This window comes from Maribacter aquivivus, assembly GCF_900142175.1.
Classification (GTDB): Bacteria; Bacteroidota; Bacteroidia; order Flavobacteriales; family Flavobacteriaceae; genus Maribacter; species Maribacter aquivivus.
The window spans coordinates 147,910-165,335 of sequence record NZ_FQZX01000001.1 but is presented as its reverse complement, the minus strand read 5'-3'; the positions used below and the strand labels follow the sequence as shown (position 1 = coordinate 165,335).

At 34.8% G+C, this 17,426-nt stretch carries 13 protein-coding genes; 6 read left to right on the top strand and 7 right to left on the bottom strand.

Annotated elements, in window-relative coordinates; translation table 11 throughout:
* The 3 genes from BUC31_RS00695 to BUC31_RS00685 all read right to left on the bottom strand — a co-directional run bounded on the left by BUC31_RS00695 (window position 1) and on the right by BUC31_RS00685 (window position 5,981).
* Window positions 1–2,337 (bottom strand): chondroitinase-B domain-containing protein, encoded by a 2,337-nt coding sequence (locus BUC31_RS00695; protein WP_073240456.1) that lies wholly within the window; start codon window positions 2,335–2,337, stop codon window positions 1–3.
* A gap of 246 nt (window positions 2,338–2,583) precedes the next feature.
* Window positions 2,584–3,636, bottom strand: a complete 1,053-nt coding sequence (locus BUC31_RS00690) for a polysaccharide lyase family 7 protein (RefSeq protein ID WP_073240455.1) — start codon at window positions 3,634–3,636, stop codon at window positions 2,584–2,586.
* Window positions 3,637–3,662: 26 nt separating this feature from the next.
* Window positions 3,663–5,981 carry a chondroitinase-B domain-containing protein gene (locus BUC31_RS00685; protein ID WP_073240454.1) on the bottom strand — a complete coding sequence of 773 codons (2,319 nt, stop codon included), beginning with the start codon at window positions 5,979–5,981 and terminating at the stop codon, window positions 3,663–3,665.
* A gap of 173 nt (window positions 5,982–6,154) precedes the next feature.
* Between BUC31_RS00685 and BUC31_RS00680 the strand changes: the two genes are divergently transcribed.
* Together BUC31_RS00680 and BUC31_RS00675 are read left to right on the top strand one after the other, a co-directional pair.
* Window positions 6,155–7,123 (top strand): sugar phosphate isomerase/epimerase family protein, encoded by a 969-nt coding sequence (locus BUC31_RS00680; RefSeq protein WP_073240453.1) that lies wholly within the window; start codon window positions 6,155–6,157, stop codon window positions 7,121–7,123.
* 23 nt (window positions 7,124–7,146) lie between these two features.
* On the top strand, window positions 7,147–7,863 hold the full coding sequence (locus tag BUC31_RS00675; protein ID WP_073240452.1) for a ribonuclease activity regulator RraA: 717 nt from the start codon (window positions 7,147–7,149) through the stop codon (window positions 7,861–7,863).
* Window positions 7,864–7,956: 93 nt separating this feature from the next.
* On the opposite strand, the gene BUC31_RS00670 is transcribed toward BUC31_RS00675, so the two are convergent.
* Together BUC31_RS00670 and BUC31_RS00665 are read right to left on the bottom strand one after the other, a co-directional pair.
* Entirely contained in the window at window positions 7,957–8,466 is a 510-nt protein-coding gene (locus tag BUC31_RS00670; RefSeq protein WP_073240451.1) for a peroxiredoxin-like family protein, read from the bottom strand.
* 109 nt (window positions 8,467–8,575) lie between these two features.
* A complete protein-coding gene (locus BUC31_RS00665) occupies window positions 8,576–9,040 on the bottom strand; it encodes a hypothetical protein (protein WP_139251878.1) in 465 nt (154 codons plus the stop codon).
* 231 nt (window positions 9,041–9,271) lie between these two features.
* Between BUC31_RS00665 and BUC31_RS00660 the strand changes: the two genes are divergently transcribed.
* From BUC31_RS00660 to BUC31_RS00645, 4 genes are all read left to right on the top strand, one after another.
* Window positions 9,272–9,712 carry a BLUF domain-containing protein gene (locus BUC31_RS00660; RefSeq protein WP_073240449.1) on the top strand — a complete coding sequence of 147 codons (441 nt, stop codon included), beginning with the start codon at window positions 9,272–9,274 and terminating at the stop codon, window positions 9,710–9,712.
* A 176-nt stretch (window positions 9,713–9,888) separates the two neighbouring features.
* A complete protein-coding gene (locus tag BUC31_RS00655) occupies window positions 9,889–10,356 on the top strand; it encodes a response regulator (RefSeq protein ID WP_139251877.1) in 468 nt (155 codons plus the stop codon).
* A gap of 150 nt (window positions 10,357–10,506) precedes the next feature.
* Window positions 10,507–10,947: a DsrE family protein gene (locus tag BUC31_RS00650; RefSeq protein WP_073240447.1), complete on the top strand. Its 441-nt coding sequence runs from the start codon at window positions 10,507–10,509 to the stop codon at window positions 10,945–10,947.
* A gap of 303 nt (window positions 10,948–11,250) precedes the next feature.
* Window positions 11,251–13,551 carry a type IA DNA topoisomerase gene (locus tag BUC31_RS00645; protein WP_073240446.1) on the top strand — a complete coding sequence of 767 codons (2,301 nt, stop codon included), beginning with the start codon at window positions 11,251–11,253 and terminating at the stop codon, window positions 13,549–13,551.
* A gap of 67 nt (window positions 13,552–13,618) precedes the next feature.
* On the opposite strand, the gene BUC31_RS00640 is transcribed toward BUC31_RS00645, so the two are convergent.
* Both BUC31_RS00640 and BUC31_RS00635 read right to left on the bottom strand, forming a co-directional pair.
* Entirely contained in the window at window positions 13,619–15,025 is a 1,407-nt protein-coding gene (locus BUC31_RS00640) for an exonuclease domain-containing protein (protein WP_084134916.1), read from the bottom strand.
* 9 nt (window positions 15,026–15,034) lie between these two features.
* A complete protein-coding gene (locus BUC31_RS00635) occupies window positions 15,035–17,095 on the bottom strand; it encodes an ATP-dependent helicase (protein WP_073240444.1) in 2,061 nt (686 codons plus the stop codon).
* Window positions 17,096–17,426: the final 331 nt, after the last annotated feature.

Below are 17,426 nucleotides of genomic sequence, written 5' to 3'. Positions count from 1 at the left end.
TTATTCGTTTTTTAGTAGGCCTAAGTCTGTACCGTCAGTACCTTTTCCTTTTAATGGAGAATCTGAAGGTAATGAATAGTTGGTGTCTTTAGAAAATTCAGGGTCAAGTTCCCATTGGTTTTCCACTTGGTATTTCTGATCGCCAGTAACCATAAGTTTTTCTGAATTACTTAAAGCGTTATTTAGAACTTTAACAATTGGCTCACCTACTACCAGGTGCATGTTAATGGCCTTACTATCTTTGAAAATATTGTTTTTAATAGCTGTTTCTTGAACGCCGTATAAAGAAACGGTAGCATCATATTTATTTTTAGAACCATAGCCAACATGGTCAAATACATTATGCTCCATTTCTAAAAATGGTCCAAAGGTACTTTCATCTTTGCCACCTCTATACAATCTTAATGCAGCACCTTGTAAATCATTGATGGCATTGTTTTTCATTATAAAGTATTCTACATTGTAAGCACCAATGTCATCAGTTTCTTTGTCTAAGGCTGCAATGCTACCGGAGATGTTTTTGAAGCTAGAGTTTTGAATACTAATAGTGTCGGCAAAAGTCCCTTTTGAAACACGTAGAACATCAAAAGAATGATTTACCACCATATCTTTAAACTCACATCTATCAATGAATAATTTATAATTATCGATCATTGATTTTTTGCTAGTACTAATAACCGAGTTGCCTGCGTAGTCTGGGGATTTGGTACCGTCAAAAGTGATATTTTCTAAAGAAAGACTACCGCCATTTTCAATTTCAAAAGCCATCATTCTTTCAAATAAGATTGTAGCTTTTTCTTTGCCAAGTGTTTTAAAGGTAAGTGGATGGTTGATTTTTACCGCCTTGGTCAATAAGTAGGTGCCACCTTCTTCAAGAATAATAATATCACCTGCTTTCGTTTCTTTTACTTTATCGTACAACGTATTAATACCTGCGGCTACATTGATAGTGTTACCAGAGTTTAATGCAACAGTATTATCTGCTTTTGAATACCAAGATGCCCCTGTATTTTCTTTAGTTGCAATATTCGGGCTAATTACAACTTTAGTTTTTATCTTATTAGAAGTAGGAATTGGGAAACCGTTTTTGTCATTGACCAATTTAATTTTGGCATTCTTAAAACCTTCTTCAATAGTAGTTTCAGAATTTTCACCTAGAATGTTATTCTTAAATGTTATACCGCTAATATCATCGTCAATAGTGAAAACATCTTTTTTGGTGTCGTTATATATGATATTCTCTGAAAACTCAGAAGTACGTGGTGCCTGACTTCTTTCTGCATCGCTACCTGCACCAAAAAGTATGTTGTCACAGTTTACAAAAGTGTTGTTGTTTACTTTAGAATCTATCACCGGCACATATCTGTTTGGTGGTGAATTTGGTACACCGTTCATCATTACAAAGGCACCTCTAAAACGATATCCTGTTAAACCAACATGGTAGTTGTTAATTACTGTTTGTGTTTCATTGATGACACGAACTCCACCAGTACTTGGTTTATTGTTGCCTATAAACACATTACCATCTACCAATGTTTCGTTACCATGGCGCATGGTTAAAGTACCAGTGCATTCAAAAAATGTATTGTACTTAAAAGTGTTATTACAAGATTTATTAGAGATGATTTCGTGCTCACCGTTAGTTCTATCAAAATAGTTAGATTCAACCAAGGTGTTGGATTTTTCTAATGCATGGTGGCTAGTTCCTATTCTTAAGGTTTCTCCTCCATTGTTTCCGTAGGTAGGGCGTGGTCCAAAATAGTTATGATCTATTTGGTGATTGTTCGCTCTACTGTCTTCAGTATCTAAGCCAACAATCATGGTAACACCTAAATTCTTTTTACCTGCAATATGATTATGGTCAATTCGGTTATTTTTTCCGTAGATGGTAATCCAATAATCTTGAACTTGACGCTCAGGGTTATTAAAGTTATCAATTACACATTCGGTCAGGCGAGAGTTATTAGCCATTTGTTCTCTACTTTTTCTGAACGAAATAACAGCGTTGGTAGGCGTAAAACCATTTTTGAATACAAGACCTTTTACAATTAAATGATCACCAGCAATTCTTAAATTAGATGCACCAGATAAAATCACTTTTCCTTTTTCTTCCGCTATAAGTGTAATTGGTTTTTCTGCAGTGCCATTCGCTTCAAACAGAAGTTCAGAATCCATCCAAACACCATTGGCAAGAACGATGCTGTCACCAGGCTGCACTTTTTGAAGTATAGCTGTAAACTCTGCTACATTTTTTACAGTATGAGTTTTTTGTGGTGTGGTAAAGGAATATGCAAGGCATATAAAAACAGATAAGAATAGAAGGTGGTATCGTCTCATTAGTTGAAATTGGTTAACCAAATTGGTTTACCAAAAATAAGGATATTTGTAAGACTAGCAAATATTTAACATAAAAAGGGTTGTTTAAATTACGAATCGATAATTATCTACTTTACAAATCATCAATTTGATAAATTCAATTACTGGAAAACCTTTCAGTAATTAGAAGTCTATTTGGTTAAATAAAGAGTGATTTGTTTCAACATAAATAAACTTCAAATCATAACCCAATAAGAAAACTGAATGTTATTCTTCACTTGGTTCAGTACCTGCACCTACACTTGCTTCTCTAAACCATACTTCAGTATAATCGCCATTTGCATATTGTTTTGCAATATCGCCATCATAGGTGTCTGCACCTGTACTCCAAACAATATTATCTTCAGGAGACTTACCATTGGTTTGGTTGTATGCACCTTGTTTAAAATACTGAATTTCACCAGCGTATGCATTTTCGCGTTCTAAACCATCACGACCAATAGAGGCGTATAATGTTTTAATCTGTTCTGGTAACGTTTTGGTGAATTCAGACGCTAGTAGATTCTTAGTGAATTTTACGGTTTCATGTCCATCGCTTTCAAAAGTCAGGTACATAATGCCTTTGTAAACATTTATTTCATAGCTAAACTCTTCACCTAATTCAATACCATTTTCTGGTTCTGCGGGCGGGGTTGTTGCGTCCGATCCCACAACTGACATGTCATTGCCCCAAACAGCCGAAGAGTAATCCCATCTTTTTGAATTATCACCGGCAGTGTTAATCTCATAATTCCAGAAAACAGAACCTTTTGTATGTCCAGGAAATTTCTTGTAGAAAATTTTTATTGGTTCATTTTCGTGTCCCTCATCACTATGTATTTGCCCTACTACAACAGCATAAGAAGCCGCAACTCTTGCATCGCCAGAAGTAGATACATGTTGTACTTTTAAAGTCCCATTTAATTTTCCGCCAGTCTCAGGAATCCAATGTGCTTTTTGACCTAGCTCAGTTCTGGTATTACTAGATGTTCTTGAAGTGATACCGCTATTAGGTGTTTTGTAAACTACCCAATCCGTTTTTCCATCATTGGCAACATAAAAGAAATCATCTTTAGCGTAATCTTTAAGATTATCCTCGTAGGTACCATCACCTAATAGAATTTTCCATTGGGCCATAAACGGAATAACATCGCTAGGGTATTTTACTGCAATTATGCTATCGATCGTTGATTCTTCATTTGTGGTTGAAGATTTCTTTGAGTTGTCTTTACAGGCAAATAGTGCTACTAAGGCAATGATGGTAACTAAAGATTTTTTCATGGTGTATTGTTTTTGCTAGTGCGAGATTAATACATCAGTTTTAGAGGTAAATTTTCTTCAACTAGTATCTTACCTGAGTTTTTTATTTCGTTATCTGAATATCTGTTGTTTTTTGCACCCCAAAGACGAGCAACTAATTTTATAGGGTTGTCAATGAACTTATTGTTAGCCAGGTTTACATTGATAATGCCATAGGTATTAAGAAGTAGTCCTTCTTCAGCTTTTGATCCACAATGTGTAAATGTGCTATTGGTCACTATTAAATTACCACCAACGGTAGATTCATCATAGCCTCCTCTATAATAGTCGACCACATTACTCGCAACACCATCAAACAGACAGTTGTCAATTGTAATGTTCTCGGCATTGTATTCGCCTTTGTCATCTGTTTCTTCAGATAGTTCTAAACCATTTGCACAATCTTTAATTTGCGTAGATTTAAAAGTAATATACTCAGAGAACGAAAGTTTGTAAGCTTTTAAAACATAATCGAAATTCGATATTTCACAGTCAACAACAGTAAGGTTGTAAAGGCTAGACATATTGTTTTTTAAACTGGCAAAAGCATACTGTTCCTTATTTCCAATAAGTTTAATGTTCTTAAGTGTAAGTTGCCCTTTAGGATTCATTTCAAATGCCGGAGTTTCAGATGCTCCCTTATATTGAATAATGGCTTTTGCATCTGATGTAGCGGCCATTATTGTAATGGTCTTGTCAATTTTTAATGGAGAACTTAAATCGTAACGCTCGGCAGATAAGATAATCGTATCTCCACTGGTTGCAGTTGTAATTGCACTGATAAGTTCTTCACTAGAACTAGCAGAATGTGTTTTGTTTGATTCGTTCTTAGAAGTTGTGTTAGAATACCAATCAGGACCATATTGAGATACATCCATCATATCTTTTTTGTTCACTGGTTTACCTGTTACAGCACCAACCAAATTTTTGTCAGCTCTAGAGTTCCCGAATAAATCGGCAGTGATCTGGTTAAATTCAAATCCGTTATAAAGTTCAAAGTCAGCTAATGAATTATCGGGCATTAAAATATCTCCGTCGGCTACAGCTGTTCCAAAATCTTTTTGTGTAAGTCCGTCAACAGCCTTGAACATCACACCTTGATTGTTGATGACATTGCTTCTAAAATCAATACCGTTAATAGAGTCGTGCTCAACTATAGGTTGCTTATCGCCCTTATTATTGTAAATAAGGTTATTTGCTACAATAGTTCGTATAGGTGTCGCAGATCTAATCTCAGATTTAGGTAAAATATCTTTTTGGTCAATATTAGACCCTACTCCAAATTGCCAAGGCGATACACAATTTACCCAAGAATTGTTGGCAACAACAACATCTGTAACTTGTAAATATCTATTTAATGGAGATTTTGGAATACCGTTCATTACAGCAAGCGGACTCCTAAATGTTTGTCCGTTTAAATTGTAGAAGTAATTATTAGTTACCCAGTGTCCCGTTCCTATTAATCTAATACCACCTATTTGTTCAGAATTTTCATCCCCAATAAAAACATTACCATCAATTATACAGTAGTTACCATGTCTTGTAACTAGAGAACCTTCACTTTTATAAAACACATTGTTTCTAAACTCATTGAAATTGGTTTTACTAGAGATAATTTCTACTTCACCATTACAGTGGTCAAAAAAGTTATTTTCAACCAAAGTATAACTAGGGGCCATAGAGGTAAAGCTATTACCAAGTTGAATGGTCTCGGCACTAGGTCCGCCTTTAGGTGGTCGAGGTCCGAAATAGTTATTAGTAATTTTATGGTAGTTTTTAATACTATTATTGCCTGCTAAATCAATTCTAACCGTTGGTCCTCTATTAGATTTTCCTGCAATGTAGCAATGGTCAAGCTCATTGTGTCGACCTTTAAATAAAACCCATAAATCTGTTTGGTTTCGCTGTGCTTTGTTAAAATCTATAATAGCAGAATTGGTAATCTTACAATGATTTGCGACCGAGTCTTCACTAATACCGAAATCGATAACAGCTGAAGAAGGAGATGATCCATTAGTAAAGTGCAGCCCATCAACAATTAAATACTCGCCGGCAAGTTTCAGGTCAGATGTGCCGGTAATTCTAACTTCACCAGGCGTTTCTGCACGTAAAGTAATGGGGCTTTTCTCTTTTCCGTAGGCTATAAATTTGATATTCACATTTTTCCAGTCTCCATTGGCCATAACAATATCGTCGCCAGGTTTTGCTTCAGATATTGCTGTATTTAACTCTGTAATATCGTTTACGGTGATAGCATTGTTAATTGCTTTTTCACTACAAGAGATTAGTAGAAAAACGGAAGCTAATAGTAGAAAATACTTTTTCATTATCTGTGTTGTTAAACTGATTTGAAACTAAATGTAGGTCTTAGGTATGTGATTTATATTGCAATCACGGTAAACTGGTTAACCAGTTTGGTTGACCAAAAATACATATATTTGTAAGAATGGCAACTAATTAACACAAAACCTATTGATAAAATACAAAAGAGATATTAAAAATGAGAGAAGATAAAAAAGGTATTTCTAGAAGAAATTTCACAAAAAAGTCAGCTATGGCATTGGCAGGCATACCTTTGGTACAATTAGATAGTGATTTGCTAAAACCAATGCTCACTGCAGATGATGCTATTGAAGTACACTTATTCTCTAAACACTTACAATTTCTTGATTATAATGAGATGTCTGCTGCTGCGGCAGAAATGGGTTTCAATGGGTTAGATTTAACGGTTCGCCCAAAAGGTCATGTCTTACCAGACAGGGTAGATGAAGATTTACCAGCGGCAGTAGAAACCATGAAAAAATATGGATTGAAGCCCAAGATGATGACCACAAATGTTTGGGATATTACAGATGCCAGTCAGCAAAAAGTTATAAAGTCAGCTAGCTCATTGGGATTTGAATATTATAGAACAGGTTGGTTAAGTTATCCTGAAGATATATCCATAGAAGAAAGTCTTATAGAATTTGCTACACAAGCTAAAAATTTAGAAGACTTAAATAAAGAGTTAGGATTAATTGGATGCTATCAAAATCATGCAGGCAATCACGTTGGAGCGCCGATTTGGGATCTGCCTGAGATTTTTTCAAAAACGAATAAAGAATATTTAGGATGTCAGTATGATATAAGGCATGCAATAGTAGAGGGAGGCAAAAGTTGGGAGCTAGATTTGCGACGCATTCAGTCGTACATTAAATCTATAGTTGTAAAAGATTTTAAATGGGGAAAGAAAGGTGGAATGTGGGAGCCTATTAATACCCCTTTAGGGGAAGGTATGGTAGATTTTAATCGGTACTTTTCTTTACTTAAAAAGTATAAGATAAACGTTCCCATATCATTACATTTAGAATATGATCTCGGTGGAGCCGAGCACGGCGCGTCGAACATCACAATTGATAAAAAAGAAGTGTTCGCTAAGATGAAAAAGGATTTAACCTTTATCAAAGAAGCATGGAAAAAAGCGGAATAATATAAATTTTCAGATCAAATAGAATGACCAAAATAGCTAAAGCAACAAAAGATAAATTAAGAAAGGTTAGTACGGCAACCGTTGCAACCTGCTTATTTAAAAAAGGATTAAAAAATCAGTTCATACAACACGTAAAACCTTTAAAATTAGGCAGACCTACTATGGTGGGCGAGGCGTATACTTTGCGTTACATACCTGCTCGCGAAGATCTGAATCCTATTACGGTTTTTAGAGATCCAAAGCATTTACAAAGGGTAGCGGTAGAAGAATGCCCAGAAGGTAGTGTTATGGTAATCGATAGTAGGCAAAATGCCAGAGCGGCATCTGCAGGATCTATTTTGGTAACACGATTAATGGTTAGAAAAGCAGAAGGTATAATTACCGATGGTGGCTTTAGAGACTCCGCCGAAATTGCCGATTTAGATTTTTCATCATATCATAATAGACCTACGGCACCTACCAATTTAACATTGCACCAAGCTATAGCTATAAATGATCCTATTGGTTGTGGCGATGTAGCAGTTTTTCCTGGTGATATTATACTCGGAGATGATGACGGAGTAATGGTAATACCGGCACATCTTGCCGATGAGGTTGCAGATGAATGTATTCAGATGACCTTATATGAAGATTTCGTTTTGGAAATGGTAGAAGGAGGAGAACCTGTGATAGGGTTGTACCCAATGGTAAGTGATGAAGCTAAAGTTAAATTCGAAAAATGGAAGTTAGATAATATGTAATTGACTTATCTAAATAGATAATATAAAAAAGGTGATTAGGGATATAACAGTACTAATCACCTTTTTTTATGTAAAGTATTCTAGAAATTTATTCTACTCACCACCTCTTGCAGGGTAGTTGTTTTTGTTGACGTAATCTATTGCGTTCAAAATATCGTCCCAATGAGGTCTGGCAAATGGCATTGTTTGAATAGCACTTGCATAGAGGGTATTATCAGGTCGAATTAAAAATAACCCAGGCTCTGAAAATTCATCTGGTTCTTTGTCCGATGTTTTTTTAGATACATATAATCCCCATTCTCTAGCAGTCTCAATAGGTAAATTATAACCAATAGGTAGTTCAGGTACATTCCATTCTTTGCCTGCTTTCTTAGCTCTTTCTTCACTATCACTACTAATGGCGATTAAATGAACACCTCTATCGCTAAAATCTTTCAATTTTGTTGCTAGATCTTCCAAGTAATTTTTACAGACTGGGCAATGCAATCCTCTATAAAAAACGATCATAGTAAAAGATGTACTAGCTTGGTCATATAAGCTCCATTGTGTATCGTTAATCAAAGGTATTTTTAAATCAGGTACTTCTGTTGTGGGTTTTATCATGGTAATATTATTTTATAATTAGTATGCTGTAAAGGTATATGAGGTTCTTTCAAAAGCTTTGTTGCATACCTTTTAGAATTGATGCAATTCATGAATATGAATTGGCTATTTATTGATTGTCTGCTAACCATTGCTCGTATTTTGCATACTGTGCGCTAGACAAAATACTTTCCATCTGTCGTGTACGCTCACTTTCTATGCTGCCTAACATTTCGCCACTAGCCAAATTTGCCTGTTTTGTTTTAAAGCGTTCCATAGAAGATTTGAAAATGCTGATTTGATTTTCGCTCATTTCTAATGCGGTAAACATTTTTGAATACTCGGTACCTAAGCTATTTTTAGTCGCTACATTGTTCATAGCATCAGTTGAGGCGTTTACATGTTCTGTTGTACTCTTTTGATTTATAGCTGATTCGTTACCACTACTTTCTTTTGATTTTGCCTTCGTTTCAATTTGTGCAGTATTCATCTGCTCAGTTGTTGCTTCCGTATTGTTCGAAGTTGTCTTTTTAGTACTCGAGCATGCGTTTAAAATGGCAGTTAATGCTAGGGTAACTATAATTCTATTTTTCATGATTTTCGTATTTTCAGATTCCATCGAAAATTATGACTTAAAATAAATTTCTATAGTCGCTATCACATTTAAAATTGACTCTTAGGGTGTATTGATTGTTGTTTATTGTAGTTCCAGAAAAATCTAATGGTAAATAATTTTTGTAAGAAAAATAACACTGGAAAACAGGTGTAATTCATTGAAAGTTGGTATCTTAATAACTGTTTTAAGTAGATCTATATACCAAAATATATGTACAATCTTGTGTATAAGTCAATTGCCAATAGCCTAACAACTGCTCAAGTTGATGAAATTCTAAAGGAATCAAGAGATTTTAATGACAAACATGATATTACAGGATGTCTTATTTATCATGATGGATTTTTTGTGCAATATTTAGAAGGCGATGCCGAAATAGTCTTGGCATTATTTGAGAAGATAAGGGTAGATATTCGGCATTATGAAGTTATACTTTTATCTCAGGGTAATATTTATTCAAGGGAGTTTGATACATGGAGTATGGCGTACCTCTCCGATAAACTTCCAAACGAAGCTTTTCAATATATTAAGTTAATGGTTAGTCCCGAATTTGAAATTCCCGATATGTCGGTTATTCCCAATCCAACTTCTAAAAGATTTTGGCTAGCTGCAAAGAATTTATTGAACAAAATAGGGCATGATAATTTTAATTAGAATAGGTAATCCGAATCATATTATTGGAGTAAATGTTTTGTGCACTTATTAATAAATATAATAATTAAATAACTGATTTTCAGTTTGTTGTTAATAGAGCATATTTTGTAATTATAAGCTTTTGAGTCATTATTCATTTTTATTGGTAGAATTTTATTAAATATTTCTATATAATTTTGAAAGACATACTGACTTATATAGAAAGAATGGAAGAACTGAAAATATATATTGCGGATGACGATTTTGACGACCGTGATTTTTTTATGGATGCATTGAAGAGTATAGATATAGATACAGAAGTATCTCAATTTGACAATGGCGTCGATTTAATGGATAGATTATTTTCTGATGTAACCTTACCTCACGTAATATTTTTAGATTTATATATGCCTATTATGGACGGTTTTGAGTGTCTTGTTGATATCAGAAATTTTAAAAAATTTAAGGATATATACATCATAGCCTATTCTTCAATTTATAGGGATAGAGAAGTGAATCAGCTTAAAGAAGAAGGGGCTAATCAGTTCTTGAAAAAATCATCTTCTTTAAAAGAATTGAGAGAGCTATTGTCGAAGTCTTTGAAAAAAGTACCGTACAAGAATGATGAAGAGGTGTTGAAAAATGAATTCGTTGTTTTATGGTAAATGATGTGAACTTTACTGGTATTTTTATAGTCGTTTAGTAGTATTATGTAAAGCCAATAAACGATTCCATTTTTTATAATCTATAAATCAATACTTAGAATTAATTTTCTGTATTTTTAGTTAACAGATACACCCATCAAAATAGAAATTATGAATAATATTTTACGAACTCTTTTAGTAGTAGTGGTAATGATTGCTAGTGGCACAGAAGTGTACGGTCAAAAAAAAATAGATGAACAAGCTGTTGCAGATTTACAGAAAACACCTAAATATGGTTTTATACTTACCACGGAAAGGCATTTTAAGGGAGTGCTAAGTATGTATGACCTTCTTATTGAAAACGGCGTAAAAATAGAGGAATACGAAATTGTGGTTAAAGGTAAAGTTGTGACCCAATTGGTAAAAGGTTCAGAGCTTGAAGAGTTTTTTGAAAAATATAAGGGTAAGGTAAAGGTAAGTGTATGCAGTGTTGCTATGGAAAAACTAGGTGTAGCAGAAGAAACACTTTTTAATGGTCTCGATGTTACCCCAACAGCCTCAGTACGCGTATTGCAACTACAGGCAAACGGTTACAATACGTTAACGTACTAAGAGATTAAATAAAAGTAAAAACTACCCTACATCTCTTATTAGGGAAGTTTTCTTTATAAACTCTGCGTAATTAGCATGTTTTTATATTTGCTAAGTAACAGAATAAAAAAGCTTCTAAAACTCAGTTTTAGAAGCTTTTTATATACTATTACCTATGACAAACAATTTATATATTTGTCCATATAATAATGTCCGACAGTTATGAGTTTTCAGTTCATACATACCTTGGACGGTTTCAAATTATTATATGTTATTTGCTTCGGCGATATTCATGCCTAAATTTTTTAATTTTCAACACATAAAATGAAAGTCTGTATTGCTGAAAAACCATCTGTAGCTCGAGAAATAGCTTCCGTTCTTGGGGCAAATACCAAACATGATGGTTATTACGAAGGCAATGGCTATGCAGTAACCTATACTTTCGGACATCTTTGCACACTTAAAGAGCCAAACGATTATAAACCGCATTGGAAAAGTTGGGATTTAAATAATCTGCCAATGTTACCCGAACATTTTGAAACCAAAGTGACAAAAGATTCTGGTATTCAAAAACAGTTTAAAATTATAAAGCAATTATTTGATAAGGCAGATGTGGTTATAAACTGTGGTGATGCCGGGCAAGAGGGAGAATTAATACAACGTTGGGTATTAAATCAAGCGAACTACAAAGGTAAAGTTGAACGACTTTGGATTTCCTCACTTACCACGGAAGCTATAAAAGAAGGTTTCAATAATTTAAAATCATCTACAGATTACGATAATTTATATTATGCAGGCTTTTCTCGTGCTATAGGCGATTGGCTTTTGGGTATGAATGCTACTCGTTTATACACTTTAAAACATGGCGGCTACAAACAAGTGTTATCTGTTGGGCGTGTACAAACACCAACCTTGGCTATGTTGGTAGACCGGTTTAAAGAGATAGAGAATTTTAAGCCACAACCCTATTGGGAGCTACAAACATTATATCGCGAGACGTTGTTCAGTTATGAAGAAGGACGTTTTCTAAAAGTAGAAGATGGTGAGAAACTTGCCAATATTGTAAAAGAGCACGATTTCGAAATTGTATCTACAACAAAAAAAGCAGGTAATGAATATGCACCAAAGCTTTTTGATTTAACAGGGTTACAAGTGTATTGTAACACCAAATTTGGATTTAGTGCAGACGAGACGTTAAAGATTGTTCAGAAATTATATGAGCAAAAAGTAGTAACCTACCCAAGAGTAGATACTACATTTTTACCTAATGATGTGTACCCAAAAGTACCAGGAATACTTAAGAACCTCACGAAGTACGATACGCTAACAAAGCCTCTTGATGGTAAGAAATTAAAGAAAACCAAAAAAGTTTTTGACGATAGTAAGGTTACAGATCACCACGCTATTATTCCTACCGGTCAACAAATGAACTTGCAATACAACCAGCAGCAGGTTTATGATATAATAGTTCGTCGTTTTATTGCGGTGTTCTATCCAGATTGTAAAGTTTCTAATACAACTGTAATCGGTAAAGCAGAAACAGTAAAGTTTAAAACCACCGGAAAAGAGATTTTAGAAAAAGGGTGGCGTGTTGTTTTCGAAACACCTGATTCACAGTCAAAAGAACCGGGAATATTGCCAACTTTTAAGAAAGGCGAAAAAGGACCACACGAACCTTCATTTTTAGAAAAGCAAACGAAGCCACCAAAGCAATATACAGAAGCTTCACTCTTACGTGCGATGGAAACTGCAGGTAAAAAGGTCGATGACGATGAACTTCGTGAGCTAATGAAAGAAAACGGTATTGGTAGACCCTCTACCCGTGCCAATATAATTGAAACATTATTTCGTAGAAAATATATAAAGCGAAATAAAAAACAAGTGATACCGACAGTTACAGGTATTCAGTTAATAGATACCATTCAAAATGAAATGTTGAAGTCTGCCGAGCTTACCGGTAAATGGGAAAAGCAATTAAAAGATATAGAAAAAGGTACGTTTAGTGCAGGTAGTTTTATCAAGCAGATGAAACAAATGGTGGATCAATTGGTTTACGAAGTTCGAAGTGAAACCAGAAAGGCTAATATTTCAGCTGTAAATAATAAACCGGCAGCAGCGGCTTCTAAGAAAAAAGCTATTAAAAAGGCCACAGGAATAACATCAGAGGTTTGTCCTAAATGTAAGAAAGGCACCATTCGAAAAGGAAAATCAGCTTATGGCTGTTCTGAGTTTAATAAGACTTGTGATTTTGTTATTCCTTTTAAATTTGAAGGAAAAACTATTTCAGAAAAACAATATACAAGACTTTTTCAAAAAGGATCCACGGTGAATTTAAAAGGTTTTAAAGTCAATAATGCTTCCGTTGAAGGTTTGGTTAGATTTGATGAAAGCTTTAAGCTAAAGTTAGAGCCTAAGAAGGCTAAAGTTCAAGTAAAGAATACTTCTGAAGAAAATAATTGTCCAAAATGTAATAAGGGCGTTATCATAAAAGGAAAATCGGCTTATGGCTGTAGCGAATACAAAGCAGGGTGCGACTTTAGGTTTAGTTTCGATGCTATTCGTGAAAAAGCAAAAGGACGACCATTGACCAAAGATTTGGTTTTTGAAATATTTAGGGGAGCATAGAAATATCCATCAGTTTACTGAAAAGTTTTTTTTATGGAGAACAAAACTCCGTCCTGTGACTTTCAGGTTATGATTTTAAAAAAAATCCTACTTTTTCCAAGGGCTTAATTTTCCATGGATTTCGCTGAGTATAACTTGAAATAATTTTAGCGGTATGGTACGAATGTTTTTTAGGGTCAAGCATATCTTTTAAATCTTCTAGACTGGAAACGGATTGAGAATTATCAAGAAAACCGAAGCCTTGGTAAACACCATGAAGAACTAAAACAAAACCACGTTCTTCTTTAGTTCTTCCTTTTTCAAAAAGTACATAATTGTCATTTTCATTGTTGAGGTACTCTAAGGCGCTTTCTACTTTTTCATTATATATTCCTGCCGTTTCTTCCCCAGTACAGACACCATCACAATCATTATATTCGCCATGGGTACATCTGCCCAACTTACTTTTTAATCCTGTTTGTAACGGACATAATCTAAATTTTTTGGTCAGCTCGATCAAGCGTTTGATTGCATCACCTCGCTTTAAAAATATTTCGGTGGGGGAGTGTTGAAAAGGTCTTCTTTCAATTTTTAATTCCAGAATGCCCTTTCTGTTTTTTTGTGGTACGATATGGTAGGTGACATAGCTTTTCTTTTGAATATAATTAAAGGGTGGGTCTAATTTATTGATCAAGTCCGCCTCTCGTAATAAGGCGATTAGTTCGCTGCCAGTAGTTTCAAAATCTATGTGGTAAGTGGCATCACAAAGAGTTATTTCTTTCTCGCTCGAGTTATAGAAATGGCTCAACACCCTCTTTTTAATATCCTTCGCCTTGCCCACGTAAAGCACTTCAGCTCTTTCATCCTGAAACTTATAAATGCCGGGGGAGTTAGGTAAAGAGTTTAGTTTTTGATAAGCTATATTTTTGGGTGCTATATTTTCTTTCTCAACTTTAGGTTCTAAGAATTTGGAGATGACCATTTCATCGTCATCAAGCAAAATCAATCTTTGAAATAATATGGCAACCGCAGCATTGTCATCATCTAAATTATTAGATTCTGTGTATGGAATATTAAGAACACTGCTCAAATAAGGTAATTCATAACTGGTCATATTCGGTATTAACTTTTTCGCCAATCGAACAGAACATAGCTGGGGAGTTTTAAAAGAATACCCCAAATATTTAAATTCAGATTGTAAAGCATAATGTAGAAATGACGCGTTATGACCCACCAATATGTGGTCATCAAGTTCTCTTAAAATGGTATTGGCAACTTCTGAGAACGTAGGTGCTTGGAGTAATAAACTATCGTTCAAGCCTGATTTTTGCTGAATGTAATTTGGTATACGTTCTTCGGGGTTAATGTTCGTTTGAAATATAGGTTCATAATATTCCCCATTTAGTTTACTTATAGTCAGCTGAACTATTCTTAAGGGGTTTGGTTTGTAACCAAAAGTGGTCATCGAAATAATGGCAAATTTTCTTTCTGACATTTCTGATATTTAGCTAAAATCCATCCCTGAAGATAAGTCCATATTGTTTGGTTCTGCAGCATCCTTCACTGGCTTAAAATCGTAACCAATGGTTTCTTGTTTTATTAATCCGTCAGGTATAGCCGTTAAAAAATAGGTTTCTGCGTCATCTGCTTTCTGCCCCGAATTTGTGGGGATAGATTTACCATGAATTGCCGATATAGAAGCGGTATTTCTGGTGATTATCAATCTATTCTTAGCACGGGTTAATGCCACATACAAAACCCTGCGGTCTTCCTCAATGGCATCTACATCATCTAAAGACCATGCGGAAGGAAATGCCTTTGGAGAAACATTTAGAACAATACAAACATCTGCTTCCAATCCTTTTGCGGAGTGAATGGTGGATATAACTACATGGTCTTTTTCTTCGTCGGTCTCTAATTGCGATTCACTTAGCACAGGTGCACCGTTCATCTTTTCAGCATTATCTAATAGTCCCTCACCAATAAATTCACCTAGGCTCGAGTAACTATTTGCCAAAAGTTTTAAAACAGGAAAATCTCCCTTACGCTTTTCTATCCAATCTTTTCGATATCTAAAAGCTAATCCTAACGACATGGCATCATAGGCAATGTCTACCATTTTACCCACTTTACCTTTCTCTTTTTGAACGGCATTATAAAGCTCTGCAATCTTGATTCCGTCCTTTCCGGGTATGGCACCTTGTAGTAGGGTAGGGATATCGGTTTTACCTTCATCCGCAATAATTACCGCCATAATTCTAGAAGCTCTTACTTCACCAATTCCTTCCCAAAAAGTCAGGAATCTTACCCAGGCAATTTCATCGTAAGGGTTGTTGACTATTCGCAATAAGGAAACTAAATCTTTAATATGGGCAGCTTGTAAAAATTTGCGTCCGCCATAGGTGACATAGGGTATTTTTCTTCTTATAAATACTGCCTGTAAAGTTTTTGTGTAATACTGAGAACGCGATAAAATTAAATGATCACTAAATTTTCGGTCCTCATCAGTATAGTTTTTTAAAATCTCATCAGCTACCCAATTTGCTTCTTGCCATTCATCACTTACGTTTAACAATACAGGTATTTCTCCACTTCCTCGTACAGACTGTAATTGTTTTTTATAATCTATGGGCGATTTGTCTAACAACCAATTCGAAATATCTAATATCTCTTGCGTAGAACGGTAATTTTTTTCAAGCTTATACACCTCAGAGTTGGGTACACGTTCTTTAAACTGATGCACATTTCTAAAATCTGCCCCTCTAAAAGAATAGATAGATTGTGCATCATCACCAACACAGAACAAACTACAGATATCAATAAATGGCGAAAGTAGCTCCCATTGCAAAGGGTTGGTATCTTGCATTTCATCAACAAGTAAGTAATCAAGATCTTGAGATAATAACTTTCTAGCTTCGGGGTTAGATTTTAATTGAGTTGATACCACTAATAGCAAATCATCATAATCTAGATAATGTTGCTCCATCTTTTTCTTTTGATATGCCCTAAGTAAAATTTCTACATTAGGCTTCATAGCAGTTATCTCATACTCGGTATCCTTATCTTCTTTGCCTTTATAAACTAGGGTGCGTATAGATTCGGTCAGATTCTTTTTAGTGTTTCTGGCATAAGAATAAACATCTAATAACTGCTGCGGTTTTATTCGAAGCTTACCATAAACATCGCTATGGCTACCAGAAACCATTTTCATTAAACCTAATTGATCATCTGGGTCAATTACCGTAAAATTGGCTGCCCCGAACAGGTTAGGATATTTAATAATTAACTGATTACACCAAGAGTGAAATGTAGCACCATTCAATGAACGCCCACTAGATTGAGGTAAGCTTGCTTTAACACGCTCAACAATTTCGTTAGCAGCTTTCTTGGTAAATGTGAGTATCTGTATTTTCGACGGGTTTGCACCATTTTCAATCAAATAGGCTGCCCTAGCAATTATTGTACGTGTTTTTCCTGTACCCGCACCGGCAAGTACTAGAAGATGTTTACCAGAAAATTCAACAGCTTTTAACTGTTGTTTATTAAGTTCTTCTTTTAAACTCATGTAGTCTTAATATTAAATTAGAGTACTCATGTTAACTGACTCATCACTAATGGTTAAAGCTCTGTTGAGATTCTAAATTTTTTATAAATTACTGCAGTCATGCTTAAAAACATAACTCTAATTGGTTAATGATTAACGGTATAAAATATAGTAGAGGATATGTTTATTATATGATTTAATCATTTTTAATGGTGATAGTATATGCTGTTGTTAGTTATACTAAAATTATTGATCCTCATCATTTCATAGAAGGTTTTTAAATGAAGAGCGATTGACCACCTGGCATTTAGAAGTGGTTTTTCTCTTTTCTACCCGTTGTTAATAATATTTT

Bases quoted from the DNA above. Each gene is read 5' to 3' on its own strand.
- BUC31_RS00695 (WP_073240456.1), bottom strand. From the start codon at position 2,337: ATGAGACGATACCACCTTCTATTCTTATCTGTTTTTATATGCCTTGCA.
- BUC31_RS00665 (WP_139251878.1), bottom strand. From the start codon at position 9,040: ATGAAAAATAGAATTATAGTTACCCTAGCATTAACTGCCATTTTAAAC.
- BUC31_RS00640 (WP_084134916.1), bottom strand. From the start codon at position 15,025: ATGTCAGAAAGAAAATTTGCCATTATTTCGATGACCACTTTTGGTTAC.
- BUC31_RS00680 (WP_073240453.1), top strand. From the start codon at position 6,155: ATGAGAGAAGATAAAAAAGGTATTTCTAGAAGAAATTTCACAAAAAAG.
- BUC31_RS00645 (WP_073240446.1), top strand. From the start codon at position 11,251: ATGAAAGTCTGTATTGCTGAAAAACCATCTGTAGCTCGAGAAATAGCT.
- BUC31_RS00685 (WP_073240454.1), bottom strand. From the start codon at position 5,981: ATGAAAAAGTATTTTCTACTATTAGCTTCCGTTTTTCTACTAATCTCT.
- BUC31_RS00670 (WP_073240451.1), bottom strand. From the start codon at position 8,466: ATGATAAAACCCACAACAGAAGTACCTGATTTAAAAATACCTTTGATT.
- BUC31_RS00635 (WP_073240444.1), bottom strand. From the start codon at position 17,095: ATGAGTTTAAAAGAAGAACTTAATAAACAACAGTTAAAAGCTGTTGAA.
- BUC31_RS00690 (WP_073240455.1), bottom strand. From the start codon at position 3,636: ATGAAAAAATCTTTAGTTACCATCATTGCCTTAGTAGCACTATTTGCC.
- BUC31_RS00675 (WP_073240452.1), top strand. From the start codon at position 7,147: ATGACCAAAATAGCTAAAGCAACAAAAGATAAATTAAGAAAGGTTAGT.
- BUC31_RS00650 (WP_073240447.1), top strand. From the start codon at position 10,507: ATGAATAATATTTTACGAACTCTTTTAGTAGTAGTGGTAATGATTGCT.
- BUC31_RS00660 (WP_073240449.1), top strand. From the start codon at position 9,272: ATGTACAATCTTGTGTATAAGTCAATTGCCAATAGCCTAACAACTGCT.